The sequence below is a fragment of the Leifsonia sp. P73 genome, assembly GCF_051059105.1.
Taxonomy (GTDB): domain Bacteria; phylum Actinomycetota; class Actinomycetes; order Actinomycetales; family Microbacteriaceae; genus Leifsonia.
Window position 1 is genome coordinate 24,413 of sequence record NZ_CP194931.1, and the last position, 21,774, is coordinate 46,186.

At 71.5% G+C, this 21,774-nt stretch carries 19 protein-coding genes and 1 pseudogene; 8 read left to right on the top strand and 12 right to left on the bottom strand.

All coding sequences use genetic code 11. The features are described 5' to 3' along the window. The 3 genes and pseudogenes from ACQ86L_RS00130 to ACQ86L_RS00140 all read right to left on the bottom strand — a co-directional run bounded on the left by ACQ86L_RS00130 (nucleotide 1) and on the right by ACQ86L_RS00140 (nucleotide 4,419). A complete protein-coding gene (locus ACQ86L_RS00130) occupies nucleotides 1–1,311 on the bottom strand; it encodes an ABC transporter substrate-binding protein (protein WP_434317176.1) in 1,311 nt (436 codons plus the stop codon). 23 nt (nucleotides 1,312–1,334) lie between these two features. Continuing rightward, nucleotides 1,335–2,356: pseudogene (locus tag ACQ86L_RS00135) on the bottom strand (LacI family DNA-binding transcriptional regulator). Continuing rightward, nucleotides 2,353–4,419, bottom strand: a complete 2,067-nt coding sequence (locus ACQ86L_RS00140) for a hypothetical protein (RefSeq protein ID WP_434317177.1) — start codon at nucleotides 4,417–4,419, stop codon at nucleotides 2,353–2,355. Before ACQ86L_RS00140 ends, ACQ86L_RS00135 begins: the two are co-directional and overlap by 4 nt. A 203-nt stretch (nucleotides 4,420–4,622) precedes the next feature. On the opposite strand from ACQ86L_RS00140, the gene ACQ86L_RS00145 reads away from it, so the two are divergent. Further along, nucleotides 4,623–5,744, top strand: coding sequence for a hypothetical protein (locus ACQ86L_RS00145; RefSeq protein WP_434317178.1), 1,122 nt, complete (start codon nucleotides 4,623–4,625; stop codon nucleotides 5,742–5,744). Nucleotides 5,745–5,747: 3 nt separating this feature from the next. On the opposite strand, the gene ACQ86L_RS00150 is transcribed toward ACQ86L_RS00145, so the two are convergent. Genes ACQ86L_RS00150 through ACQ86L_RS00160 form a run of 3 tightly spaced genes read right to left on the bottom strand, consistent with a single transcriptional unit; the run spans nucleotide 5,748 to nucleotide 8,346 of the window. After that, nucleotides 5,748–6,272, bottom strand: coding sequence for a DUF2017 family protein (locus ACQ86L_RS00150; protein WP_434317179.1), 525 nt, complete (start codon nucleotides 6,270–6,272; stop codon nucleotides 5,748–5,750). Continuing rightward, on the bottom strand, nucleotides 6,269–6,571 hold the full coding sequence (gene clpS / locus ACQ86L_RS00155; RefSeq protein WP_434317180.1) for an ATP-dependent Clp protease adapter ClpS: 303 nt from the start codon (nucleotides 6,569–6,571) through the stop codon (nucleotides 6,269–6,271). Before clpS ends, ACQ86L_RS00150 begins: the two co-directional genes overlap by 4 nt. Then, nucleotides 6,568–8,346 carry a glycoside hydrolase family 15 protein gene (locus ACQ86L_RS00160; RefSeq protein ID WP_434317181.1) on the bottom strand — a complete coding sequence of 593 codons (1,779 nt, stop codon included), beginning with the start codon at nucleotides 8,344–8,346 and terminating at the stop codon, nucleotides 6,568–6,570. The genes clpS and ACQ86L_RS00160 overlap by 4 nt, the downstream gene beginning before the upstream one ends. A gap of 29 nt (nucleotides 8,347–8,375) precedes the next feature. On the opposite strand from ACQ86L_RS00160, the gene ACQ86L_RS00165 reads away from it, so the two are divergent. Beyond that, nucleotides 8,376–9,752 (top strand): glucose-6-phosphate dehydrogenase, encoded by a 1,377-nt coding sequence (locus tag ACQ86L_RS00165; RefSeq protein ID WP_434317182.1) that lies wholly within the window; start codon nucleotides 8,376–8,378, stop codon nucleotides 9,750–9,752. Between the two features lie 3 nt (nucleotides 9,753–9,755). Here the strand turns inward: ACQ86L_RS00165 and ACQ86L_RS00170 are convergent, their stop codons facing one another. Together ACQ86L_RS00170 and ACQ86L_RS00175 are read right to left on the bottom strand one after the other, a co-directional pair. Continuing rightward, nucleotides 9,756–10,229 (bottom strand): hypothetical protein, encoded by a 474-nt coding sequence (locus ACQ86L_RS00170; RefSeq protein ID WP_434317183.1) that lies wholly within the window; start codon nucleotides 10,227–10,229, stop codon nucleotides 9,756–9,758. 98 nt (nucleotides 10,230–10,327) lie between these two features. Then, nucleotides 10,328–10,525, bottom strand: coding sequence for a hypothetical protein (locus ACQ86L_RS00175; RefSeq protein WP_434317184.1), 198 nt, complete (start codon nucleotides 10,523–10,525; stop codon nucleotides 10,328–10,330). A gap of 77 nt (nucleotides 10,526–10,602) precedes the next feature. On the opposite strand from ACQ86L_RS00175, the gene ACQ86L_RS00180 reads away from it, so the two are divergent. Continuing rightward, a complete protein-coding gene (locus ACQ86L_RS00180) occupies nucleotides 10,603–11,757 on the top strand; it encodes an SLC13 family permease (protein WP_434317185.1) in 1,155 nt (384 codons plus the stop codon). An 82-nt stretch (nucleotides 11,758–11,839) separates the two neighbouring features. On the opposite strand, the gene ACQ86L_RS00185 is transcribed toward ACQ86L_RS00180, so the two are convergent. From ACQ86L_RS00185 to ACQ86L_RS00195, 3 genes are read right to left on the bottom strand one after another with little or no spacing between them, the layout of a single operon-like run. Then, complete coding sequence (locus tag ACQ86L_RS00185; RefSeq protein ID WP_434317186.1) at nucleotides 11,840–12,463, bottom strand: hypothetical protein; 624 nt, start codon at nucleotides 12,461–12,463, stop codon at nucleotides 11,840–11,842. 59 nt (nucleotides 12,464–12,522) lie between these two features. Beyond that, complete coding sequence (locus tag ACQ86L_RS00190; RefSeq protein ID WP_434317187.1) at nucleotides 12,523–13,824, bottom strand: YhgE/Pip family protein; 1,302 nt, start codon at nucleotides 13,822–13,824, stop codon at nucleotides 12,523–12,525. Next, complete coding sequence (locus ACQ86L_RS00195) at nucleotides 13,821–16,733, bottom strand: MMPL family transporter (RefSeq protein WP_434317188.1); 2,913 nt, start codon at nucleotides 16,731–16,733, stop codon at nucleotides 13,821–13,823. The genes ACQ86L_RS00190 and ACQ86L_RS00195 overlap by 4 nt, the downstream gene beginning before the upstream one ends. A gap of 134 nt (nucleotides 16,734–16,867) precedes the next feature. On the opposite strand from ACQ86L_RS00195, the gene ACQ86L_RS00200 reads away from it, so the two are divergent. Further along, nucleotides 16,868–17,530 (top strand): TetR/AcrR family transcriptional regulator, encoded by a 663-nt coding sequence (locus ACQ86L_RS00200; protein ID WP_434317189.1) that lies wholly within the window; start codon nucleotides 16,868–16,870, stop codon nucleotides 17,528–17,530. Nucleotides 17,531–17,579: 49 nt separating this feature from the next. Then, nucleotides 17,580–18,452, top strand: a complete 873-nt coding sequence (locus ACQ86L_RS00205) for an SGNH/GDSL hydrolase family protein (RefSeq protein WP_434317190.1) — start codon at nucleotides 17,580–17,582, stop codon at nucleotides 18,450–18,452. Here the strand turns inward: ACQ86L_RS00205 and ACQ86L_RS00210 are convergent. After that, nucleotides 18,364–19,260: a sugar phosphate isomerase/epimerase family protein gene (locus tag ACQ86L_RS00210; protein ID WP_434318950.1), complete on the bottom strand. Its 897-nt coding sequence runs from the start codon at nucleotides 19,258–19,260 to the stop codon at nucleotides 18,364–18,366. The two genes, ACQ86L_RS00205 and ACQ86L_RS00210, sit on opposite strands and share 89 nt — an antisense overlap. Before the next feature lie 183 nt (nucleotides 19,261–19,443). Between ACQ86L_RS00210 and otsA the strand changes: the two genes are divergently transcribed. The 3 genes from otsA (at nucleotide 19,444) to otsB (ending at nucleotide 21,737) form a co-directional block, all read left to right on the top strand. Next, nucleotides 19,444–20,916 carry an alpha,alpha-trehalose-phosphate synthase (UDP-forming) gene (gene otsA, locus ACQ86L_RS00215; RefSeq protein WP_434318951.1) on the top strand — a complete coding sequence of 491 codons (1,473 nt, stop codon included), beginning with the start codon at nucleotides 19,444–19,446 and terminating at the stop codon, nucleotides 20,914–20,916. A gap of 12 nt (nucleotides 20,917–20,928) precedes the next feature. Beyond that, nucleotides 20,929–21,261, top strand: coding sequence for a trehalose-phosphatase (locus tag ACQ86L_RS00220; RefSeq protein WP_434317191.1), 333 nt, complete (start codon nucleotides 20,929–20,931; stop codon nucleotides 21,259–21,261). 77 nt (nucleotides 21,262–21,338) lie between these two features. After that, entirely contained in the window at nucleotides 21,339–21,737 is a 399-nt protein-coding gene (gene otsB, locus ACQ86L_RS00225) for a trehalose-phosphatase (RefSeq protein ID WP_434317192.1), read from the top strand. The last annotated feature ends 37 nt before the right edge of the window (nucleotides 21,738–21,774 follow it).

A 21,774-nucleotide genomic window follows, 5' to 3' on the forward strand; every position in this document is an offset into this window, starting at 1 on the left:
TTACTTCTGAGCCTGGAGCTGGTCGATCTTCTGCGAGGCGGCCTTGAAGGCGTCCTCGACCGTTCCGGTCCCGTTGATCACCGACTTGGAGTAGGCGTCGCGCAGGGCCTGGAGCTGGGCGATGGTGTTGACGCCCGTCGGGTCGTCAGCGGTCCGTTCGCTCTGGGAGCCGAACTCCTTGTACGCGGGGTGCGAGTCGAAGTAGCTCGAGTACACGCTCGCGACGTTGGAACGGATCGGCATCTGGCCGGTGACGTTCAGCAGCTTGCCGTCCTGGTCCTTGGAGGTGGCGTACTTGATGACGTCCCACGCCGTGCCCTGGTTCTTGCAGGACGTGTACATGCCGATGTTCTTGGCGTCGGGGAAGGTGTACGTCTGGTCGGCGGCCTTGCCGTCCTTGGTCGGGACGGGCACTGAGCCCCACTGCACCTTGTCGCCGTAGTACGCGATGGCCCACGGTCCGACGATCGCCATGGCCGACTTGCCGTCGGCGAAGGCGTCGCCCTGGTACTGCTCCTTGCCGGCGAGGCCGTCGGCGTAGATGGTCTTCCAGAAGTTGGCCACGTCCAGGGAGTCCTGGCTCGTGATGTTCGACTTGCCGTTCTCGATGAACGTCTTGCCGCCGGTCTGCGCGGCCAGAAGGGGCAGGTAGTCGAAGTTCGGCTGGAAGAACTCGCTGGTCGGCGCCGGGTAGATCGCGTACGGCGCTGCGCCCGACGACTTGATCTTCTGCGCGGCGGCGATGAACTTGTCGTACGTCGACAGGTCGGGGCTGTTCGGGTCGATGCCGGCCTTCTGGAAGATGGCCTTGTTGTAGAAGATCATCACCGGGTTCTGCTTCCACGGCATCTGGAAGTAGTCGCCGTTCGGCGACTTGTACTGGGCCGCCGACGAGCCGCTGCGGCCCTGGATGTACGAGTTGCCGTCGGAGAACTTCGACAGGTCGACCAGGCCGCCCTGCTTCTCCCACTGTCCGGTCGCGGCGGGGAGGTTGTTGAACACCAGGCACGGTGTGGTGCCGGCCGTGATGGCGGCGCCGATGACCTCCTCGGTGCTCTTTCCGGCCGGGACCTCCTGGGCCTTGATCTGCTCCTTGGGGTGCGAGGAGTTCCAGGAGTAGACCATGGACTTGCCCCACTGCACCTCCTGCGCGTTGTTGGAGTACCAGATGGTGATCGGGCCGTGCGCCTTCATGGCGTCGGTCTGACCGCCTCCGCCGCTCGAGCCGCACGCGGCCAGGGTGCCGGCGACGACGCCGGCGCTGATGACGGCGACCGCGAGTCTGCGGTAGCCGGTGATGCGTTTGCGCATGATCTGTGCTCTTTCTCGTGATTTCAGTGACGCGACGGTGCGGCCGTTGAGGCGCGCACCACCAGTCGGGCGGGGGGCAGGGCGACATCGGCAGGCTCGCCGTCCTCCACCAGCCGCAGCAGTGCGGTGGCGGCGGCGATGCCCCAGCCGGCCGGGTCGTTGTCCAGGGTCGTCAGGCTCGGATAGATGTAGGTCCCGATCTGGGAGCCGTCGAGCCCTGTGATGGACAAGTCCTGGGGAGGCGGAGGCCGCGCTCGTGCGCGACCCCCATGCCCGCGATCGCCATCGGGTCGTTGCCGTAGACGATGGCGGTGGGCGGCTCCGCGGAGTCGAGGAGCGTCTTGGTGGCCTCCGCGCCCTGTTCGGGCGAGAAGTCGGTGGGGACGATGATTGGGTGGAGGCCGGCTTCGAGCATGGCCTGCTCGAAGCGCTCGCGGCGGCGGAGGCCGTGCAGCATCCGCTCGTCGCCGGACACGTGCGCGATGCGCCGGTGGCCGAGCCCGAGCAGGTGCGCGACGAGCTCGTCGATGCCCGAGTCGTAGTCGCGCGTGATGACCGGGAACGGGCTGCCGCCGGCCGGCTCGCCGAGCGAGACGGCCTGCGAGCCGAACTCCTGCACCAGGCCGATCCGGTGGTCGTCGGCGAGGATGTCGGTGAGCAGGAAGCCGTCGACCCGCTTGTCGAGCGCGAGCCGCTCGTAGGCGCGGGCCTCCGCCTCGTGGTCGGGGACGACCGTCAGCACGAGCACCTGGCCGCGCTCCGAGAGCACCGTCTCGACGCCCGCGATGAACGCCGCAAAGAACGGGTCCACCTCGATGGTGCGGGCGGCGCGGCGCAGGATCAGCCCGAGAGCGTAGGCACGGCGGGTGGTGAGCCCGCGGGCGCTCGGGTTGGGGGTGAACCCGAGCTCCCGCGCGGTCGCGAGGATGCGCTCGCGGGTCTCCAGCGCCACGCCGGGCTTGCCGTTGAGGGCGAGGGAGACGAGCCCTTTGCTCACGCCCGCCGCCCGTGCGACGTCGTTGATCGTGATGTCAGCGGGCGTCACCGTGGCACCACCGTGGTGAAGCCGCCCGGCACGACCGTGACGGTGCCGTTCCCGTTCAGCGGGATCGGCGCGCCGACCTGGCGCCCGGAGGCGTCGTAGCGGGTCGCGAGCACGGGGCCGGAGGAGCCGAGGTGCTGCGTGGCCGTGCCGGAGGTGGCGTTGATGTAGACGTCGAGCCGGCTGGAGCCGGTCAGGCCGAGGTGCGAGACCTCCGGCTGCACCAGCACGGCGTCGAGCCGGGCCTGGCCGCTCACCGTCGCCGTGACCGTGGTCGCGCCGACCGGTGCGGAGACAGGGAGGGTCTGCGGCAGCAGGAACACCGTCGTGGGCGCGATGCCCTGCGCGCCGGCGCGCACGTTCTGGCTGGCGCCGAGCTGCACGGTGCGGTTGCCCGCGCTCGCCGTCCAGGCCGTCGTGCCCGACCCGCTCGTGGCGGTGCCATCCGGGCCGAGGTCCTCGATCGGGAGGATGCGCGCCGCCGGGTGGCCGGCGGGCAGCGACATCGTGACGGTCGCTCCGGTCGAGGCGGAGACGTACGCGCCGCCCGACCAGTTCGCCGAGCCGGTCCACGCGGACGGCGGGGTGACCACGGAGGCGGGGCCGGTGAGCGTGCCCTTCTCGGCCTCCACGACCTGGATGCCGTCGACCGCGGAGCGGTGCGTCAGGGCCAGGGCCTCGCGCTTGATCGCCGGGTGGGCGTCGAGCGCGAGCATGCTCAGCTCCGTGTGGATGACCGACTCGGCGCCGCAGTTGTGGTTGATGCCGCCGTCGCCGCCGATGCCGTCGACGCAGACACCCGTGGCCGGGTCGTACACCGGCACGCCGGCCGGGTTCGCGCCGAAGTACCACGCGGCCTGCGCGCCGGCGAGGGTGGCGAGGCCGGTCGAGCCGGTGGCGTCGGACGCCGCGACCAGGCCCTCCACCCGGGAGTCGACGCCGTAGGCGATCTGGGACTGGTCGGCCGGGGTGGGCGTCCAGCCGTTGTCGGGGCCGCCGGTGGCGAGGAGCTGCGGGGTGAAGCTCGCGAGGTCGGTGTTCGCGGCGCTCTGCAGGGCGCCGTCGTGGAGCTGCGTCGCCGCGGCCGTCAGCGCCGCCGGCTGCATGCCGCCCCAGGCGTGCCAGAACGTGGGGGAGTTGGCCTCGGGGAGCAGCGCGCCGAACGGCCACTGGCCGGTGCCACCGGAGGACAGCCCGGCGATCCCCTTCGCGTAGCGCTGCAGGTCGGTGCGCGCCCGAGTGTCGCCCGGAGCGGCGGCGGTGTACGCGCTCAGCCCGAGCACGGCCTCCGCGGTCGGGGCCGCGCTGTTCGTGATGAGCCAGCCGGGCACCGTCACGCCGTTCGCCGTGTCCGTGGTGCCGTACTCGGCGAGCGACTGGCGCTCGAGGGAGCTCAGCGCGAGGTCCATCCGGTGCTGGAGGAAGGACGCGAACGCCGGGTCGGACTTCTGGAAGCCCGCGTAGCCCTCGCCGAGCGCCCACACCGTCCGGGCCAGCCAGTACGACTCGCCCGCGTCGCTCGGGTCGGGGTTGTCGGCGGGGATGGCGGACGGGTTCAGGGTGCCGTCGTGCTGCTGCCAGAGCACCACGTTGCCGGCGTTCGGGCCGGAGTCGACCTGCAGGTAGGTGAGCTCGCGCAGCAGTTCGTAGGCGGAGGCGCGGCTGGCGGCCGTGCCGTTCTGCTTCCAGTCGCGGAGGTAGACGACCGCGGAGCGGGAGATGTCGTCCGCGTCGAAGGTGCCCTGCGCGTACCAGCCCTTCGCGGCGTTCGTGATGGGGCCGCCGCCGACGCGGGTGAAGCTGCCGTCGGCGTTGCGGTTGGCGTACACCCACGGGGCGCGCGCGGAAGGCTCCTGGCTCTGCTGGTACGTGGAGTGTCCCGCGACCCCGGGAAGCAACGGCACGTCGTCCAGGAGGAAGTTCAGATGGGCGAGGTTCGTCAGCGTGGGGGCGGCCGGGGCCGCGGGAGTGGGGGAGGCGTTCGCCGGGGCGGCGATCACCGGTACGAGCGCGGCGGCGGCGAGGGCTGCGCCCGTCGCTGCAGCGAGGAGTCGATTCCGCTTCATTGCGTCTTCCTGTCTGTGGCCCCGGTGCCACCCCCAGATCGGGTGTCGTCTAAACCGGTTTAAAGGACGGTAGCCGCGCTTTCCACATCTGTCAACCGGATCACCCCGTGGTCACCCCCGGGGTCTTGTGCCGCTCTGCGCCCGCGACGAGACTGGGGCGACCGGCCGCCGACGTCCGGCCGGGTCACGACCGAGGAGGAAAAGTGGAGTACAAGGACATTCCGACCAAGGCCGACATCGAGAGGATCGCGGCGCTCCGCGAGCCCGGTTGCGTCAGCATCTACCTGCCGACCGGCACGACCCCGCCGGAGGCGGACAAAGCGCGGATCGACCTCAAGAATCACCTCGCCCTGGCGGTGAAATCGCTGGAGGCGATGGGCGTCGATCGCCACCGGATCGCCGCAGTGCGGGCCGAGGGCGAAGGCATCCTGGAGGACCGCGACTTCTGGCGCTATCAGTCGCGCTCGCTCGCCGTCTTCCTCGACGGGGAGATCGCCGAGACCTTCCGCCTGCCCAACCGGCTGACCTCCGCGTGCGAGGTCGCCGACCGCTTCTACATCAAGCCGCTGCTGCGCGCCGTGACCTTCCCGCAGTCGGCGCTCATCCTCGCGCTCGCCCAGAACTCTGTGCGCCTGATCCGCATCGACCCCGAGCTCCCGCCGGCGCTGGTCGAGGTCGAGGGGATGCCGAAGGACGTCGCCGCCGCGGTCGGGCTGACCTCCGTCAGCGGGCGCTCCGCCGAGGGCCGCATCCAGGGCTCCGAGGGCCAGAAGGTGCGGATGCTGGAGTACGTCCAGGCGATCGAACGCGCGCTGCACCCGCTGCTGGCGAGCTCCACCGAGCCGCTCATCCTGGCCGCGGCCGAGCCGCTGACCGGGATCTTCCGCGGCGCGACGGACTATCCGCGCCTCGTGGACGACGTGATCGCCGGCAACCCGGAGGAGAAGACCGAGGACGAGCTGGCGACGGCCGCGCGCGGCGTCCTCGACCGGCTCTACGCCGGGAAGATCGACGCGCTCAAGGAGGACTTCTCGACCCGCATCGCCGGCGGCACCGCGCTGGTCGACCTGAGCGACATCGCCCGCGCGGCGACCTACGGAGCGGTGGAGACCCTGGTCTTCGACATCGACCGTCGGGTGCCCGGGTCGCTGGACGACGAGACCGGCAAGATCGCGTACCAGGACGACGACACGGCGGGAAACTACGGCGTGGTGGACGAGATCATCCGCCGCTCGCTGGCCTCCAAGGCGAAGGTCTACGCGCTGCGGGCGGAGGACGTCCCCGGTGGCGGAGCCGTCGCCGCGGCCGTCCGCTTCCCGGTCTGACCTTCAGCGACGCCAGGCGCGGGGGACGGCGAGGATCAGGAACTCCTGGACGGCGGCGAGCCAGTCGTAGACGGCCCGGCGCGTCGCCGACTCCAGGTCGTGGATGTCGCCCTCGTCGCCGTCGTGCTCGATGCCGAGATCGGCGGCGAGCGCCAGCCGGATGTCGGTGAGCGCACGCAGCCAGGCCTGGGCCTGCGCGCCGTCCAGGCGCACCTCGACGGCCCCGTCCGGCCGCGCCGGGCCGCTGAGCGAGTCGATCACCGTGCGTGCGTTCTGCGACTTCGACTCCGCCAGCCGCTCGGCCGTGAACCGGCGGAACTCGGCCGACGCCTCCGGGTCGTCCGGATACGCGTCGGGGAGCAGCCGCGTCAGCGCGGGGTCGGCCGGCGCCCCGTCCTTCGTCTCCGAGCCCGCACGCTCCGCGCGCTCGGCCGCCGCGGCGGCGAATCGCCGGAGCACCTCGGCCTCGCCCGCCTCGAACCGCGCGTGGACGCCGCCGCCGTGCCGGTCGGCGCGGAACGGCCTCACGCGTCCGCCTTGGCCAGGGTGGCCCACAGTCCGTAGCCGTGCATGGCCTCCACGTGCCGCTCCATCTCCTCGCGGGTGCCGGTCGCGACGACCGCGCGGCCCTCGTTGTGCACGAGCAGCATCAGCCGCCTGGCCTCCGCCGTGGAGAACCCGAAGTAGCTCTGGAAGACGTAGGTGACGTACGACATCAGGTTCACCGGGTCGTTCCAGACGATCGTCACCCACGGCGCGCCGAGCTCCAGCCGCTCGCCGAGGTCGACCTCCTCCTCGGTGGCGGGCTCCGTGATCGCGGGCGTCACCCGGCCTGCACCTCGGCGATGGCGTCGGCCGCGCGCACGAGTGCCAGGTGGGTGAGGGCCTGCGGCGTGTTGCCCACCTGCGACCGGCCCTCGACGTCGTACTCCTCCGACAGCATCCCGACGTCGTTGGCCAGCGAGACGAGGCGGTCCATCAGCCGCGTCGCGTCGTCCAGCCGGTGCGAGCGCGCGTACTGCTCGACGAGCCAGAACGAGCAGGCGAGGAACGGATGCTCACCGGGAGGCAGGCCGTCCACGCCCTTCTCGGTGCGGTAGCGCAGGGCGAGGCCGTCGCGCAGCAGGTCCTCCTCGATCGCCTTCACCGTCCCGAGCATCCGCGGGTCGTCGAAGCCGCAGTAGCCGACCTGCGCGAGCAGCAGCAGCGAGGCGTCCACCTCGGTGCTACCGAAGTACTGGACGTAGCTGCCGCGTCCCTCGTCGTAGCCGTTCGCTTCGATGTCGGCCCGGATCTCGTCCCTGAGGTGCCGCCAGCGCTCCACCGGCCCCTCGAGCCCGAACTGCTCGACGCCGCGGATGGCGCAGTCGAAGGCCGCCCACACCAGCCCGCGGGAGTGCGTGAACGTCTGCGGCTCCCCGCGGATCTCCCAGATGCCGTGGTCGGGCTTGCGCCAGTTCTGTTCGAGGTACCCCATCAGTGCGCGCTGCAGGGCCCAGGAGAACCGGGTCTCCTGCACGCCGGCCGTGCGGCCGTGGTCGAGCGCCAGCATGACCTCGCCGATGACATCGGCCTGGAACTGCGTCGACGCGTCATTGCCGATCCGCACGGGGTGCGCGCCTTGATAGCCGGGGAGGCTGTCGAGCTCCCGTTCGGCGAGGTCGCGCTCGCCGGCGAGGCCGTACATGATCTGGACGTCGCCCGGGTCCCCGGCGATCGCGCGCAGCAGCCAGTCGCGCCAATGGTCGACCGAGTCGTCGTAGCCGTGGGCGAGCAGCACGGCGATGGTCAGGGACGCGTCGCGCAGCCACACGTAGCGGTAGTCCCAATTCCGCTCGCCCCCGAACTGCTCGGGGAGGGAGGTCGTCGCGGCGGCGACGATGCCGCCGGTCTCGAGGTGCGTCAGCGCGCGCAGGAAGAGGAGCGAGCGCACGACCTCCTCGCGGTACGGGCCCTGGTGGTCGCAGCTCTCCGCCCACTTCGTCCACCACTCCCGGGTGTTCTGCAGGGAGGTCTCGACGTCGAGCGCCACCGGCGCCGCGCGGTGCGACGGGAACCAGGTCATCGAGAGGTCGACGGTCCGGCCGGCGTGGACCGTGAACTTTCCTTCGTGCGCGTGGTCCGAGGCGTGCAGCGCCGATCCGCGGAAGACGAGCCCGTCCGGCCCGGCGACGGCGACGAGCGCGGCGGGCTTCTCGTCGGTCGTCTTGCGCACCCACGGGATGGCGCTGGCGTAGCCGAAGCGGATCCGCAGCTCCTCGCGCAGCTCCACGTGCCCGCTGACCCCGCGCACGCGCCGCACCAGGTCGGCGCGGTGGTCGCCCATCGGCATCGCATCCACGACCTCCACCTCGCCGGTGGCGGTGCGCCAGCGGGTGACCAGGATCATCGTGTCCCGCTCGTATTCGCGTGTGCTGGTGGCCTCGGGATCGGTGGGCGCGAGCAGCCAGCGGCCGTGGTCCTCCGTGCCCAGGAGGGCGCCGAACGTGGACTGCGAGTCGTACCTCGGCAGGCAGAGCCAGTCGATGCTGCCGTCCCGTCCGACGAGGGCCCCGGTGAAGCAATCACTGATCAGGGCGTAATCCTCGATGGGGAGCGACATATCCCCAGTATGGCCGTACTGTGAAGCGCATGACGCAGTCCGTGGGCACTCTGGTGATTCTCGGAGCGAGTGGCGATCTGTCGTCCAGACTCCTCCTCCCTGCCATCGGGCAGTTGCTCACCCACCACCCGGAACGGCGTTTCCACCTGGTCGGCTCCGGGGCCGAGGACTGGTCGGACGCGCACTGGCGCTCGGTGGTGAAGAAATCGTTCAGGACCGTGAAGGCCGCTGGCCCAGCGGTGGAGGAGCTGCTCAAGCGCACCGTGTACCTCCCTGCGGACGTCACCAAGCCTGCCGACCTGCAGACGATCTTCGACGCCTGCGAGGGCGTGCCCGCCCTGTACTTCGCCCTGCCGCCGGCGATCACCGCGAAGGCGTGCGAGGCGCTCGGCAAGCTGACCCTGCCGGCCGGGCTGACCCTCGCGCTCGAGAAGCCGTTCGGCACAGACAAGCGCTCGGCCGTCGCGCTCAACAAGCGGCTCGCGACGCTGGTGCCGGAGGACCAGATCCACCGCGTCGACCACTTCCTCGGCAACTCCACGGTGCTGAACCTGATCGGCCTGCGCTTCGCGAACAGCATCCTGGAGCCGGTGTGGAACGGCGACCACATCCAGAGCGTCGACATCGTCTACGACGAGTCGCTCGGGCTGGAGGACCGCGCCCGCTACTACGACCACGCCGGAGCGCTCATGGACATGATCCAGAGCCACCTGCTCCAGGTGCTGGCGGTGTTCGCGATGGAGCCGCCCAGTGCGCTCGACGCCACCGACCTGCGCGACGCGAAGGCGACGGTGCTGCGCGCGACCCGGGTGTGGAAGGACGACCCGGTGGCCGCGAGCCGCCGCGCCCGCTACACCGCGGGAACGGTCGACGGGAAGAAGCTCCCCGCGTACACGAACGAGCCCGGCGTCGACCCGGCGAACGACACCGAGACGCTCGCCGAGGTGACCGTGCAGATCGACACCTGGCGCTGGGCCGGCGTGCCGTTCACGCTGCGCTCCGGCAAGGCGCTCGGCTCACGCCGGCGCGAGATCCTCGTCACGTTCAAGCCGGCGCGGCACATCCCGCGGGGACTGCGCGGCCACCGCGAGCCGACGATGCTGCGCATCATGCTCGCCCCCGACGCGATGTCGCTGGAGCTCAACATCAACGGACCCGACGACCCGCACGAGATCGAGCGCGTGGCGCTCAGCGCGAACTTCGGGCCGGGGCTGCTGCTGGCCTACGCCGAAGTCCTGGAGGGCATCCTCGACGGCGACCCGTCGCTGTCCGTGCGCGGCGACACGGCCGTCGACATGTGGCGCATCGTCACCCCCGTGATCTCCGCGTGGAAGAAGGAGGAGGTCCCCCTCGACACCTACCGCGCCGGCTCCGGGGGCCCCGCCTCCTGGAAGCACATCGGCTGAGGGTTACGCCGCGGAGCGCTCGGGGATCGCGGGGAGTTCGCCGGTGACGGGCTTGCGGAGGTCGGTCCAGACGGTGATCGGGGCGGGCTCCCAGCCGAATGCGGCGGGCTCCTCATGCGCCTGAACCTCGTGCTGCTGGACCTGCGCGACCGGGGCGGCCTCCTCGATGGCGACGACCTCGGCGGGCGCGCGGTGCTGCGGCTCGGACGCGACCACGACGGCGGCCTCGCCGGCCTCCAGGCGGCGGCGCGCCTCCACCAGGGCGGCGGTGATGCCGACCGAGACGGACTGCGAGAGGACGGAGTGGAAGATGGAGTCGGTGTCGTCGGTGGAACGGCGCGACACGGTCCATTCGCCGCGTTCGCCGATCAGCTCGGCGATCTTGGTGTGGACGACCTCGAGGATCTGAGCATCCGTGAGCTGAGGAACCGGTGCCGCCTGCACCTCGGCGGCGGCATGCCGCCTACGACCAAACATCGCGATACCCCTTCCAGGTTCTCCGTCAAGAACCAGTGTCGGGGCGCAGGGGCCTCACGACGCGCGGACACGCCGGAAGATTCGCGGAAATCGTGCGGTCAGCGCTTGATTTCGCGCTCGTCGGCCTCCCGGGACTCCTCCAGCACGGTCCCGACCGCGATCACGATGCCGATCGCCGCGCTGATCCACATGAGCACCACCCGCCAGTCGCGCCGGCCCTCCTTGGTCTCCTGGATCGTGGACCAGAGTCCGATGACCGCGCTGATGATCGCTCCGTTGAAGATGAACTTGCGCATCCGCGTCCTTTCGCTCGTCCCGCCAGGGTACGCTTCCGAAGGCGCTCGGTTGAAGGTGGCGCGTGGAGAGGAGTGGGATGCGGACGGCGATCGTCGGCGCTGTGCTGCTCCTCCTCGGTGCTGTCGCGGTGCTCACCGGCCTGCTTCCCGGCGCGGACGCGCTGGCCCTCTGGGACCGCGTCTGGCCGATCCTGCTCTTCGTGGTCGCGGTGACGGTGGTGACCGAGCTGGCCGCGGAGGCCGGCGTGTTCACCGTGGTCGCCCAGCAGACCGCGCGCTGGGGTCGCGGGCGGGCCTGGCTGCTCTGGCTGCTGGTGGCCGTCGTCGCGACGCTGAGCACCATCTTCCTGTCGCTCGACACCACCGCTGTGCTCCTCACGCCCGTGGTGATCGTGCTGGCCCGGCACTCCGGACTGGACCCGCTGCCGTTCGCGCTGACCACGGTCTGGATCGCCAACACCGGCTCGCTGCTGCTCCCGGTCTCCAATCTCACCAACCTGCTCGCCCAGCACGCGATGGGGAACCCGACGCCGTTCGCCTTCGCCGCCCTGATGTGGGCGCCGGCGCTCGTGGCGATCGTGGTGCCGCTGGTGGTCGTGTTCCTGATCTCGCGGAGGCAGCTGTTGGTCCGCTACGAGACGGGGCCGGAGGACGGCATCGAGGACCGTGTGCTGTTCTGGATCGCGGCCGCCGTGGTGGTCGCGCTGATGCCGCTGCTGGTCTCCGGCATCCCGGTGTGGATGCCGGCCTTCGGCGCGGCGGTCGTGCTGCTGGCGGTCTTCGCACTGCGCCGGCGCTCGGTGCTGCGGTTCGGGCTGGTGCCGTGGCAGCTCGTGCTGCTGGCGTCCGGGCTGTTCCTGTTCATCGAGGCGCTGCACGCGAACGGCCTCGGGACGCTGCTGGCGCGGGTGTCCGGCTCCGGGGAGTCGCCGCTCGCGCTGCTGCGGCTGTCGCTGACCGGGCTGGTCGGCGCCAACGCGATCGACAACCTCCCGGCCTACCTCGCGCTGGAGCCGGCCGCCGGCAGCCCGGTGCGGCTGGCGGCGCTGCTGATCGGGGTCAACGCCGGTCCGCTGATCACGCCGTGGGCGTCGCTGGCGACCCTGCTCTGGCACCAGCGGCTGACGTCGTTCGACGTCCGCATCCGCTGGGGCCGCTACATGCTCCTCGGCCTGATCGTCGCGCCGGTGACCGTGGTGCTCGCGACGCTCGCCCTGGCGGCGACCGCCTGACCCCGGCCGGAGCGGGGTCGCGACACGCCGTTACGCGGCGCGTGACGCGGCGTGTTGCGACCCCGCTGCGGAGTGGCGGGCGTCACTCCGCCGGGAGCAGTTGCGCGGCCGTGACGATGCGCCGCCGCGCGACCGCCGCGAGCGCCAGCGCGAAGCCGATCGCGGTCCAGATCAGGAGGCCGCCGAGCCCCCGCCAGACCCCCGTCGACCCGTCCACCACGCCCTGCAGGGCCGTGATCGCGGGCGACGTCGGCAGCCACGCCGTCACGCTGTCGAAGAAACCGGGAGCGGTCGACACGATCCCGGAGGCGAGCGTGATCACGACCACGAGCATCGACAGGAACCGTCCGAGCCCGCCGAGCAGCGCCACGAGCCCGTGGTTGACCGCCGCGAAGCAGACCGCGGCCGCCGCCGCCACCCCCGCGAAGCCGAACCACGCGCCGACACTCAGCTGCATCGCCGGCTGCATGATCGCCGCCACGAGCACGCCCTGCACGACGCCGATCGCGGCGGCCGGCAGGAGCCCGTCGGACGCGATCAGGCCGGCCGCGCGGGAGGTCAGCAGCGCACGCCGCGAGATCGCCTGCAGCACCAGGAACGACGCGAAGGCCCCGAGCCAGAGCGCGACCGACGCGAACAGCGGGACGCTGGAGGTGCCGAAGGCCGTGGTCCCTGACTGCTTCTGGCCGACCGGCTGCGACGCCACCGACGCCAGGTTGGTGCGCTGGCCCGCGTCGTAGCTCGGGAGCTGCGCGACGGCCTGGTTCAGGCCGGAGGCGAGGAGGCGGCGCCCGCCGCGGACTGGTCGGCGCCGGCCGCGAGCGCGGGGACGCCCGCCGCGAACTGGTGCACGCCGGCCGCGTACTGGGACGCGCCGTCCGCCGACTGCTGGACGCCGGAGGCGAGCTGCTGCGCGCCCGAGGCCGACTGGGAGGCGCCGGACGCGAGCTGCTGAGCGGCCGACGCCGACTGCGCGAGCTGGCCGGGCAGGGGCGCGACACTGCTTGAGAAGGTCTGGGCTCCGGCGGCGACCTGGGTGGCGGCGGCCTGAAGTCCCTTCGTGGGATCCGGGTTCGTGATCCCGTCGATGGTCGCCTGGATGCCGGCGCAGATCGGGTCGGGAGTGGTGCCGACACCGGGGTGCACCAGCTTGCAGTTCGCTTCGAGATTCTTCAGGCCGGTCACCGTCGCCGCGACGCCGTCGCGCACCCCGGCCGTGCCGGTCGCGAGCTGTGCCGCTCCCGCCGGGAGCTGCTGGGCCGCGGTCGCCCCCTGCGAGACGCCGTTCGCGTACTGGGTCATCCCGTTGGACAGCGTCCCGAGCCCGCTCGCGAGCCCCGAGGCGCCGCCGGAGAGCTGTCCGAGCCCGCTCGCGAGCGAGTCCGCTCCCGCGGCGAGCTGGTTCGCCCCGTCCGCCAGCTGGTGCGTGCCGCTCGCCAGCTGCGTCAGCCCGGTCGAGAGCGATCCCGCTCCGGAGGCCGCCTTGGCGAGCTGGTCGTGAAGGGTGTTGAACCCGACGTAGACGTTCTCGAGGTAGGTCGTCGTCAGCTGCTTGTTGAGCACGGCGGTCGCCGTCGTGGTCACGGCCTGACTGATCGCCGGGTCCACGAGCTTGGACTTCTGGCTCGTGCGCACATCGATGGTCGCCTGGGTGGCGGCTCCGGAGGTCCCCGCGGTGGAGGTGGCCGCCTTCGAGAAGTTCTTCGGGATGGTCACCACGGCCACATAGCCGCCGTCGGCGATGCCCGCGTTCGCGTCCTTCTGATCGGTGAGCACCCACGTGAAGTTCTGGTTCTTCGCGCCGAGCAGCCCCGCCGCCAGCTGCCGGCCGAGCGGCACGACCTGGCCGCCTACGGTGACCGGCTGGTCGAGGTTGACCACGGCGGCCTTCACCTCGCCGAGGCGGTCGGTCGGGTTCCAGAGCGCCCACACCAGCAGGCCGCCGATGACGAGCGGCACGAGGACGATGCCCACGATGGTCAGCCAGGTCACCCGCTTGTCGGAGCGCATCCGCTCCAGCGAGAACAGCGAGCGCGGGCGGCGCAGGAGCGAGGTCGGGGTGGTCATCGGGCGTCGGCCTTCTCGAAGTGGGCGGCAGGGTGGTGGTCGGCGTCGGCGGGCGCCGGTGCGGTCGCCGGGGGAGCGGAGGCGGTGCCGTGCGCCGCCCCGTCGGAGTCGACGGCCAGCTGCACCGCGGTGGGCTCGGCGGTGTCGGGAAGCAGGTCGTCCAGCCCGGTGGGGTCCACGCAGCTCACGACCAGCGCGAACGGCCGGCCGGCGGCCGAGGCGTCGGCGAACGCGCGGCCGAGCTCGACCCGCACCCTCCGACGTTCGACGGGGTCGGTCAGGCTGTCGGCCGCGTCGAGGGCGAGGATGACGGGGGAGCTCGCGAGCGCACGGCGCACGTCTTCCACCGGCGTCTCGGCGTGGTCGAGCCGGACCACGGAGGTCCGCGAGCGCACGGCCGAGCCGCGGGTCGGGAGGACGAAGCCCGCGACCTTGACCGTCCCACCGTCGACGCGCGTGCGGCCGGTGACGGCCATCAGCAGCGCGAGGGCGGCCGTGCGGTCCGGTCCGTGCACGACCAGGGCCTCCCCGTCGGCGAGCCGGAAGCTCACGTCGCGCAGGATCGGGGTCCGCCGCGCGCTGACCGACAGGCCGTCCGCCGCGGCGATGCTCCGGGATCCCGGCGCCGGCCAGTCGGCCAGCTCCAGCTCCTTCTGCAGCCCGTCGCCCTCCACGTCGAACGACGGGAGCACGCGGTCGAGCCAGCGCGGCATCCACCACGCTTTGTCGCCGAGGAGCTGCAGCACAGCGGGCACGAGCGTCATCCGCACGATGAACGCGTCCACGAAGACGCCGACGGCGAGGCCGAGCGCGATCGGCTTGATCGACGCGTCGCCCTCCGGCACGAACGCCGCGAACACCGAGATCATGATGATGGCCGCGGCCGTGACGACCTTGGCCGAGCCGACGAAGCCGCTCTGGATGGCCCGGCGCGCGTCGCCGCCGTGCACGTAGTCCTCGCGGATGCGGCTGACCAGGAAGACCTCGTAGTCCATCGCCAGCCCGAACAGCACGCCCATCAGGATGATCGGCATGAAGCTGATCACCGGCCCGGTCTTGTCCAGGTGGACCGCGTCCCCGAACCAGCCCCACTCGAACACCGCCGTGACCGCGCCGAAGGCGACGCCGACCGAGAGCAGGTAACCGAGCGCGGCCTTGATCGGCACGGCGATCGAGCGGAAGACCATCGTCAGCAGCACCAGGGAGAGCCCGACGACGAGGATGCCGAACGGCAGCAGCGCGCCCCCGAGCCGGCTGGAGACGTCGATCTGCGCCGCGGTCGTGCCCGTCACCTTGAGGTCGACGCCGTACTCGTCCAGGAAGTGCTGATGCTTCGACCGCAGCTCGGAGACGAGCTGGGCGGTGCGCGGGTCGTCCGGCGCCGTGGTCGGGACGACCTGAACGATGCCGGTGTCCGCGTTCTGGTTCGGGGTGGAGAGCGGTACGGCGGCGACGCCGGGCAGATCGGCGATCTCCGCGCCGAGCTTCTTCATCAGGCCGAGCGGGTCGTGGCTGGAGATGATCGAGCCCGTCACGATCAGCGGCCCGTTGTAGCCCGGGCCGAAGTGCTCCGACACCAGGTCGTAGGCGATGCGCGCCGGGTCGTCCTTGGGGTGCGAGCCGGCGTCCGGGAGGGCGAGGCGCAGCTGGAGCGCGGGCACGGCCGCGATGCCGAGAGCGACCACGACGGCGACGACGGTCACGATCGGGAAGCGCGTGACGGCGCGCACCCAGGTGCGGAACGGGCCCTTGGGGATGTCGGCCTTCGCCGCGTGCGCGAGCGACGGGTTGGCGCGCGTCGCCGGCTCCGGAATGGGCGTCGCCTCCTCCGCGCCTGCCGCCTCCGCACGCGCCGCCGCACGCTCGGCCCGCTTGGTAGCGCGGTGCCCCGGCGTGATCCGCGACCCGGCGAAGCCGAGGAACGCCGGCGTCAGGCTGAGCGCCACGAGCACCGCGATGCCGACGGCGACCGACGCCGCCAGCCCCATCGTGGTCAGGAACGGGATGCCCGCGACGGCGAGCCCGGCCAGCGCGATGATGACCGTGATCCCCGCGAAGAGCACCGCGGACCCCGCCGTCGCCACCGCCCGGGCGGCGGACTCCTCCGGATCGACGCCGGCCTTCAGCTGGCTCTGATGCCGCGAGATGATGAACAGCGAGTAGTCGATTCCGACGGCCAGCCCGAGCATCAGGGCCAGCAGGGGAGTGGTCGAGGAGATCGGCCCGAAGAGCGTCGCGATGAAGATCAGCGCCATCGACAGCCCCACCCCGAGCAGGGCGGTGGCGAGCGGCATCCCGGCCGCGAGGATCGACCCGAACGTGATGATCAGGACCACGATCGCGATCAGCAGCCCGATGCCCTCCGTGGGCGAGATGGTCGGCAGGTTCTGCGAGAAGAGCTGGCCGCCGACCGCGGTCTGCGAGCCGGACGGCAGCTCCTTCTGCAGCGCGGCGCCCGCGTCCTTGATGGCGGTCTTGGTCTCCGCCGGGACCGTGGTCTGCTGGCCGTGGAGCTGCACGCTGATGATGGCGGCCGTGCGGTCGTCCGAGATGAGGTTCTTGACCGTCGTGCTGTACGGGGAGGTCGTGCCGGCGACGCCGTCGGTCTTCGCCAGGTCGGCGACGGTGCTCTCCACCGGGTCCTGGATCGCGGCCTGGTCGACCGTCTCGCCCTTCGGCGCCACGACGACGATCTGCGCGCTGGTGCCGCTGACCTGCGGGAAGGTCCTGCTCAGCGTGTCGAGCGCCTCCTGGGACTCCGTGCCGGGGATGCTGAACGTGTTGTCCGTGCCCTGGTTGAAGGCGATGGCGCCGCCGGCGAGGAGGACGAGCAGCAGCAGCCACAGCGACAGCACGAGCTTGCGGGCACGGAAGGCCCAGCGGCCGATCGAATACAGGAGCGAGGACACGCGTTCTCCAGCAGTGAAAAGGAACGGCGGGCGGGGGACCGACCGTCGAAGGGTTTCGATACACCGTTGTATCCGATGCCCGACTGTATCGGATACACTCGTGTATCGGGAACTCGACACAGGAAGGTTTCAGCTTGAACAGCACGGCTCTCAGAGACGACGCGCCTATCGAGTCCGCACGCCGGCAGCGCACCCGCACCCGCCTCCTCGACGCGGCCTTCGACGTGTTCGCCGAGCAGGGCGTAAAAGCCGCGAGCGTCGAGACGATCGCGGAGGCGGCGGGCTTCACGCGCGGCGCGTTCTACTCCAACTTCTCCAGCAAGGAGGAGCTCTTCTTCGCCCTGATGGAGCGCGAGAAGACCATGCGCCTCGAGCAGCTCGACGCCGGCGTCGAGCAGTTCCTGCGGCCGTTGGTCGGCTCCGGAGGCGTCGAGCTCGACGATGCGGATGTCCTCCGCACGATCACCCGCATCCTGGAGCTGCAGTCCGACGACCGGCGCTGGTGGCTGGTGCAGTCGGAGTTCCTGCTGCTCGCCCTGCGCGACCCGGCCATCTCCGCGGACTTCCTGCGCTACCAGGACGGCTTCTTCCAGGAGCTCACCGAGACGGTCGTCGCCGCGCTCGCGAGCGCCCGCCGCCGGTTCACCATCGACCCGGAGGAGGCGGTGCGCGTGATCGCCGAGCTGTGCGCCAACGGGGAGGCCAGGGCGCTGCTCTCCGGCGACGAGCGGAAGTTCGCCGAGCGGCTCTCCGAGTCGGTCCCCGCGATCCTGCTGGCCCTCACCGAACGGATCTGACCTCGGCGGTTTGATCGAACGCCGAGCATCACCCGGTAACGTGTGCTCGATGCGTTCTCGACTGCTCCGTCCGGCCCTCGCGACCGCGCTGTGCGCGGCCGTGCTGCTGGTCGTCGCCGCCTGCGCAGCCCCGGCGGATCCGGAGGCGACGCCCGGCGCCGCCGCGAGCGCCACGCCGTCCCCGAAAACGACCCACGACCCGTTCCCGAAGCAGCCGCTCACGGCGCAGACCCGGTACGTCGCCCTCGGCGACTCGTTCGCCGCCGGGATGGGCGGGGGAGACGAGACCGGCAAGTGCCGCTCGAGCCCGTTCAGCTACCCGAGCGTGTTCACCCGCGACTCCGGGGTCGACCTGGTGGTGAACGCCTCGTGCGCCGGAGCCACGACCTCCGACCTCCTCAAGCACCAGCTCATCGCCCTGGACGACCGCACGAACCTCGTGACCGTGAGCATCGGCGGCAACGACCTCGGCGTGGCCGCCATCGCGGCCGAGTGCTCGTCGGGCAAGGCGGTCGCGTGCCGCAACGGCGTCTCCTCGGCGCTGTCACTGCTCAACGTCCTCCCGGAACGGCTGGCGGCGGTCTACGCGGCCGTCCACCTCGCCGCCCCGAACGCCCGCATCGTCGTCACCGGCTATGCGGTGGTGTTCGACAACTACGACCCGAAGTCGCCGAGCTTCGGCACCGACACCGCGATCAACGCGGCGACGCTCGGCCTCAACCAGACCATCTCGGACGTCGTGGATTCCCAGCGGGCGCAGGGCGTGCCGATGACCTACGTCGGCGTGGACTTCGCCGGGCACGGCATCGGCTCGAAGAAGCCGTGGCTGAACCTCAGCGGGATCGACGCCTTCCACCCGACCGCAGCGGGCTACGCGCAGTACGCGAACGCCCTGGTGCGGCTGCTGGGCCGAGCGAAGTAGCGCGCTCGTCCTCCGGCGCTCCGCCGGCGATGTTGACGCGCGCGAACTCCAGCGTCTCGCGCAGCATCGCCGCCCGCTCGCCGGCGTCGCGCGCCTTGCGGGTGTTCACCTCGGCGACGATCGAGCCGTCCCAGCCCGAGGCCGCGAGCGAGCGCAGCACCTCCGCGACCGGCTGGCTGCCCCGGCCGGGGATGAGGTGCTCGTCGAACACGCGCGAGTCGTCCAGCGGACCCGAGCCGTCGCACAGATGGATGTGCCGCAGCCTCCCGCCGAGCCGGTTCGCGAGGTCCAGCCCGTCCACCCCGCTCAGTGCGGCGTGCGAGAAGTCGAGGGTGACGGCGTCGCAGTCCATCCCGACGGGGTTCCAGTGCGGGACGTAGCCGGCCATCGACCGGCCGGCGACCTTCCAGGGGAACATGTTCTCGACGGCGACGGTCACGCCGGTCCGCGCGGCGGTGGACCGGACGAGGCTGAGGAAGTCCTCCGCGTAGCCGGACTGCCAGCGGAACGGCGGATGCACGACGACCGTGTCGGCGCCCAGCTCCGCGGCGAGCTCGGCCGAGCGCTCCAGCTTCACGCCGGGGTCGCGTCCCCAGACGAAGTGCGTCAGCAGCAGGACGGGCGCGTGCACGCTCAGGATGCGCGTGCCGTAGCGCTCGGCGAGCCTCCGGAGGGGCTTGGCCGACTGCGTCCGGTCGTCGCGGGTGACCATCACCTCCACGCCGTCGTAGCCCAGCTCCGCGGCCGTGCGGAAGGCCGTCTCGACCCCGAGCGGGTAGACGCAGGTCGTGCCCATGCCGATGCGCATCACGACCGCCACTCTAACCACGCCGGCTGAACGGGCAGTGTCCTGGGAGGTAACGCGGGCCGGAGCCGGCCGCTGCGGGCGCTGGTACTGTGGCAGGCAGACCATCGCATCAACTGGGGGAGTTGACCCACCATCAGCCAGACGTCCGAAACCGCAACCACAGATACGTACGACCTGGTGATCGTGTCCAACCGGCTGCCCGTGGACCGCGTGGTCGACGAGGCGGGGCAGGCGACCTGGCGGCCCTCGCCCGGCGGGCTGGTCACCGCTCTGCAGCCGGTCATGCGCGCGGAGGACGGCGTCTGGGTCGGCTGGGCCGGCGTCGCGGGCGAGGAGATCGAGCCCTTCGAGGCCGACGGCATCAGCATCCTCCCGGTCGCGCTCAGCGAGCAGGAGCTTCAGGAGTACTACGAGGGCTTCTCCAACGACACGCTCTGGCCGCTCTACCACGACGTCATCGCGCAGCCGAGCTACCACCGCGAGTGGTGGGAGAGCTACGTGCGCGTCAACCGGCGGTTCGCCGACGCGGCCGCAGGCGTCGCCTCGCACGGCGCGGTGGTCTGGGTGCACGACTACCAGCTGCAGCTCGTCCCTGCGATGCTGCGCGAGGTGCGGCCGGACCTGGTCATCGGCTTCTTCAACCACATCCCGTTCCCGCCGTACGGCATCTACTCGCAGCTCCCGTGGCGGCGGCAGATCATCGACGGCCTCCTCGGCGCCGACGTCATCGGCTTCCAGCGGGTGGCCGACGCCGGCAACTTCTCGCGCGCGATCCGCCGGCTGAAGGGCTACGAGACGCGCGGCCCCATCATCGAGGTGCCGATCGACAGCGACGACCCGGAAGCGGGCTCGCACCGTCACGTGACCACCAGCAAGCACGGCGGCCTGGTCCGCACCGTGCTGGCGCGGGCCTTCCCGATCTCCATCGACGCCGACGCCTACCAGGAGCTCGCCCGCCGGCCCGCCATCCAGGAACGTGCCAGGGAGATCCGCGAGGAGCTCGGCAACCCCGAGACGATCATGCTCGGCGTCGACCGCCTCGACTACACCAAGGGCATCGGCCACCGGCTGAAGGCCTTCGGCGAGCTGCTGCGCGACGACCGCCTCTCGGTGGAGGACGTGACCCTGGTGCAGGTGGCGAGCCCCAGCCGCGAGCGCGTGGAGACGTACCGCCAGCTCCGCGACGAGATCGAGCTCACCGTCGGGCGCATCAACGGCGACTACGCCACCCTCGGCCACACGGCCGTCGCCTACCTCCACCACGGCTACCCCAAGGAGGAGATGGTCGCGCTCTACCTCGCGGCCGACGTCATGCTGGTGACCGCCCTGCGCGACGGCATGAACCTGGTGGCCAAGGAGTACGTGGCGACGCGCGTGGACGAGGACGGCGTGCTGGTGCTCAGCGAGTTCGCCGGCGCGTCCGACGAGCTGCGGCAGGCCCTCCTCATCAACCCGCACGACATCGAGGGCCTGAAGGACACCATCCTGCAGGCGGTCGCGATGCCGAAGCGCGACCGCGTGCGACGGATGCGCGCCCTGCGCAAGAAGGTCCTCACCAACGACGTCGCGCGCTGGTCCGCCAGCTTCCTGGAGGCGCTCACCCGCAGCGCCCACGGCGATCACCCCCTGCAGAACCCGCCGGTCAACCGGCGCTGACCCGAGAGCCCGATGACAGACACCGCACCCTCCGCCCAGCCCGCCGCCCTCGCCCTCGCCACCGCCGTCGCGCGGCTCGCCGGCGCCGAGCGGCTTCTGCTCGCGCTCGACTTCGACGGGACGCTCGCGCCGTTCGTCGACAAGCCGAAGTCGGCGCGCGCCCTGCCGGAGGCCAAGGCCGCGCTCGACCGCCTCGAAGCGCTGCCGGACACCTGGGTCGCGTACGTCTCCGGCAGGCCGCTGTCCAGCCTGGAGATCGTCACCGAGGCCGACGAGGACGCCCTGCTCATCGGCTCGCACGGCGTGGAGATCCGCTTCGGCCGCGACGGGGTCTCCTCGACCTGACCGACGAGGAGCGCGCGACGCTGGAGAAGCTGGGCGAGACGCTCGGCGCGCTGGTCGACAGCGTCCCCGGGACGCGCTTGGAGGTCAAGCCGGTCGGCTTCGGCGTCCACTACCGGCTGCTGGAGGGCGAGGAGGGCGCGGCCGTCGTGGCCCGCGCCTACGAGGCCGCGGCCTCGGTCAGCGACGCGCTCACCATCCGCGACGGCAAGGACATCATCGAGTTCTCGGTCCGCGGGGCGAACAAGGGCGACGGCATCCAGCGGCTGCGCGAGTACACTCACGCGACCGCCGTCCTGTTCGCCGGCGACGACGTCACCGACGAGGACGGCTTCGCCGTGCTGCGGCCGGCGGAGGGCGACCTCGGGATCAAGGTCGGGGACGGCGAGACGGCGGCGCAGTTCCGTGTGGCCGACGAGCGCGCGGTCGCGGTGCTGCTGGGGCTGCTGGCGGACGCGCGGTCCTCCTCCACAGCCTGACCCGATCGGAGGCTTGTCCACCGCTTCCGACTCATGG

Coding starts and splice junctions, on each gene's coding strand:
- ACQ86L_RS00130 (WP_434317176.1), bottom strand. CDS start 1,311: ATGCGCAAACGCATCACCGGCTACCGCAGACTCGCGGTCGCCGTCATC.
- ACQ86L_RS00140 (WP_434317177.1), bottom strand. CDS start 4,419: ATGAAGCGGAATCGACTCCTCGCTGCAGCGACGGGCGCAGCCCTCGCC.
- ACQ86L_RS00160 (WP_434317181.1), bottom strand. CDS start 8,346: ATGTCGCTCCCCATCGAGGATTACGCCCTGATCAGTGATTGCTTCACC.
- ACQ86L_RS00165 (WP_434317182.1), top strand. CDS start 8,376: ATGACGCAGTCCGTGGGCACTCTGGTGATTCTCGGAGCGAGTGGCGAT.
- ACQ86L_RS00170 (WP_434317183.1), bottom strand. CDS start 10,229: ATGTTTGGTCGTAGGCGGCATGCCGCCGCCGAGGTGCAGGCGGCACCG.
- ACQ86L_RS00175 (WP_434317184.1), bottom strand. CDS start 10,525: ATGCGCAAGTTCATCTTCAACGGAGCGATCATCAGCGCGGTCATCGGA.
- ACQ86L_RS00180 (WP_434317185.1), top strand. CDS start 10,603: ATGCGGACGGCGATCGTCGGCGCTGTGCTGCTCCTCCTCGGTGCTGTC.
- ACQ86L_RS00190 (WP_434317187.1), bottom strand. CDS start 13,824: ATGACCACCCCGACCTCGCTCCTGCGCCGCCCGCGCTCGCTGTTCTCG.
- ACQ86L_RS00205 (WP_434317190.1), top strand. CDS start 17,580: ATGCGTTCTCGACTGCTCCGTCCGGCCCTCGCGACCGCGCTGTGCGCG.
- ACQ86L_RS00210 (WP_434318950.1), bottom strand. CDS start 19,260: ATGCGCATCGGCATGGGCACGACCTGCGTCTACCCGCTCGGGGTCGAG.
- ACQ86L_RS00220 (WP_434317191.1), top strand. CDS start 20,929: ATGACAGACACCGCACCCTCCGCCCAGCCCGCCGCCCTCGCCCTCGCC.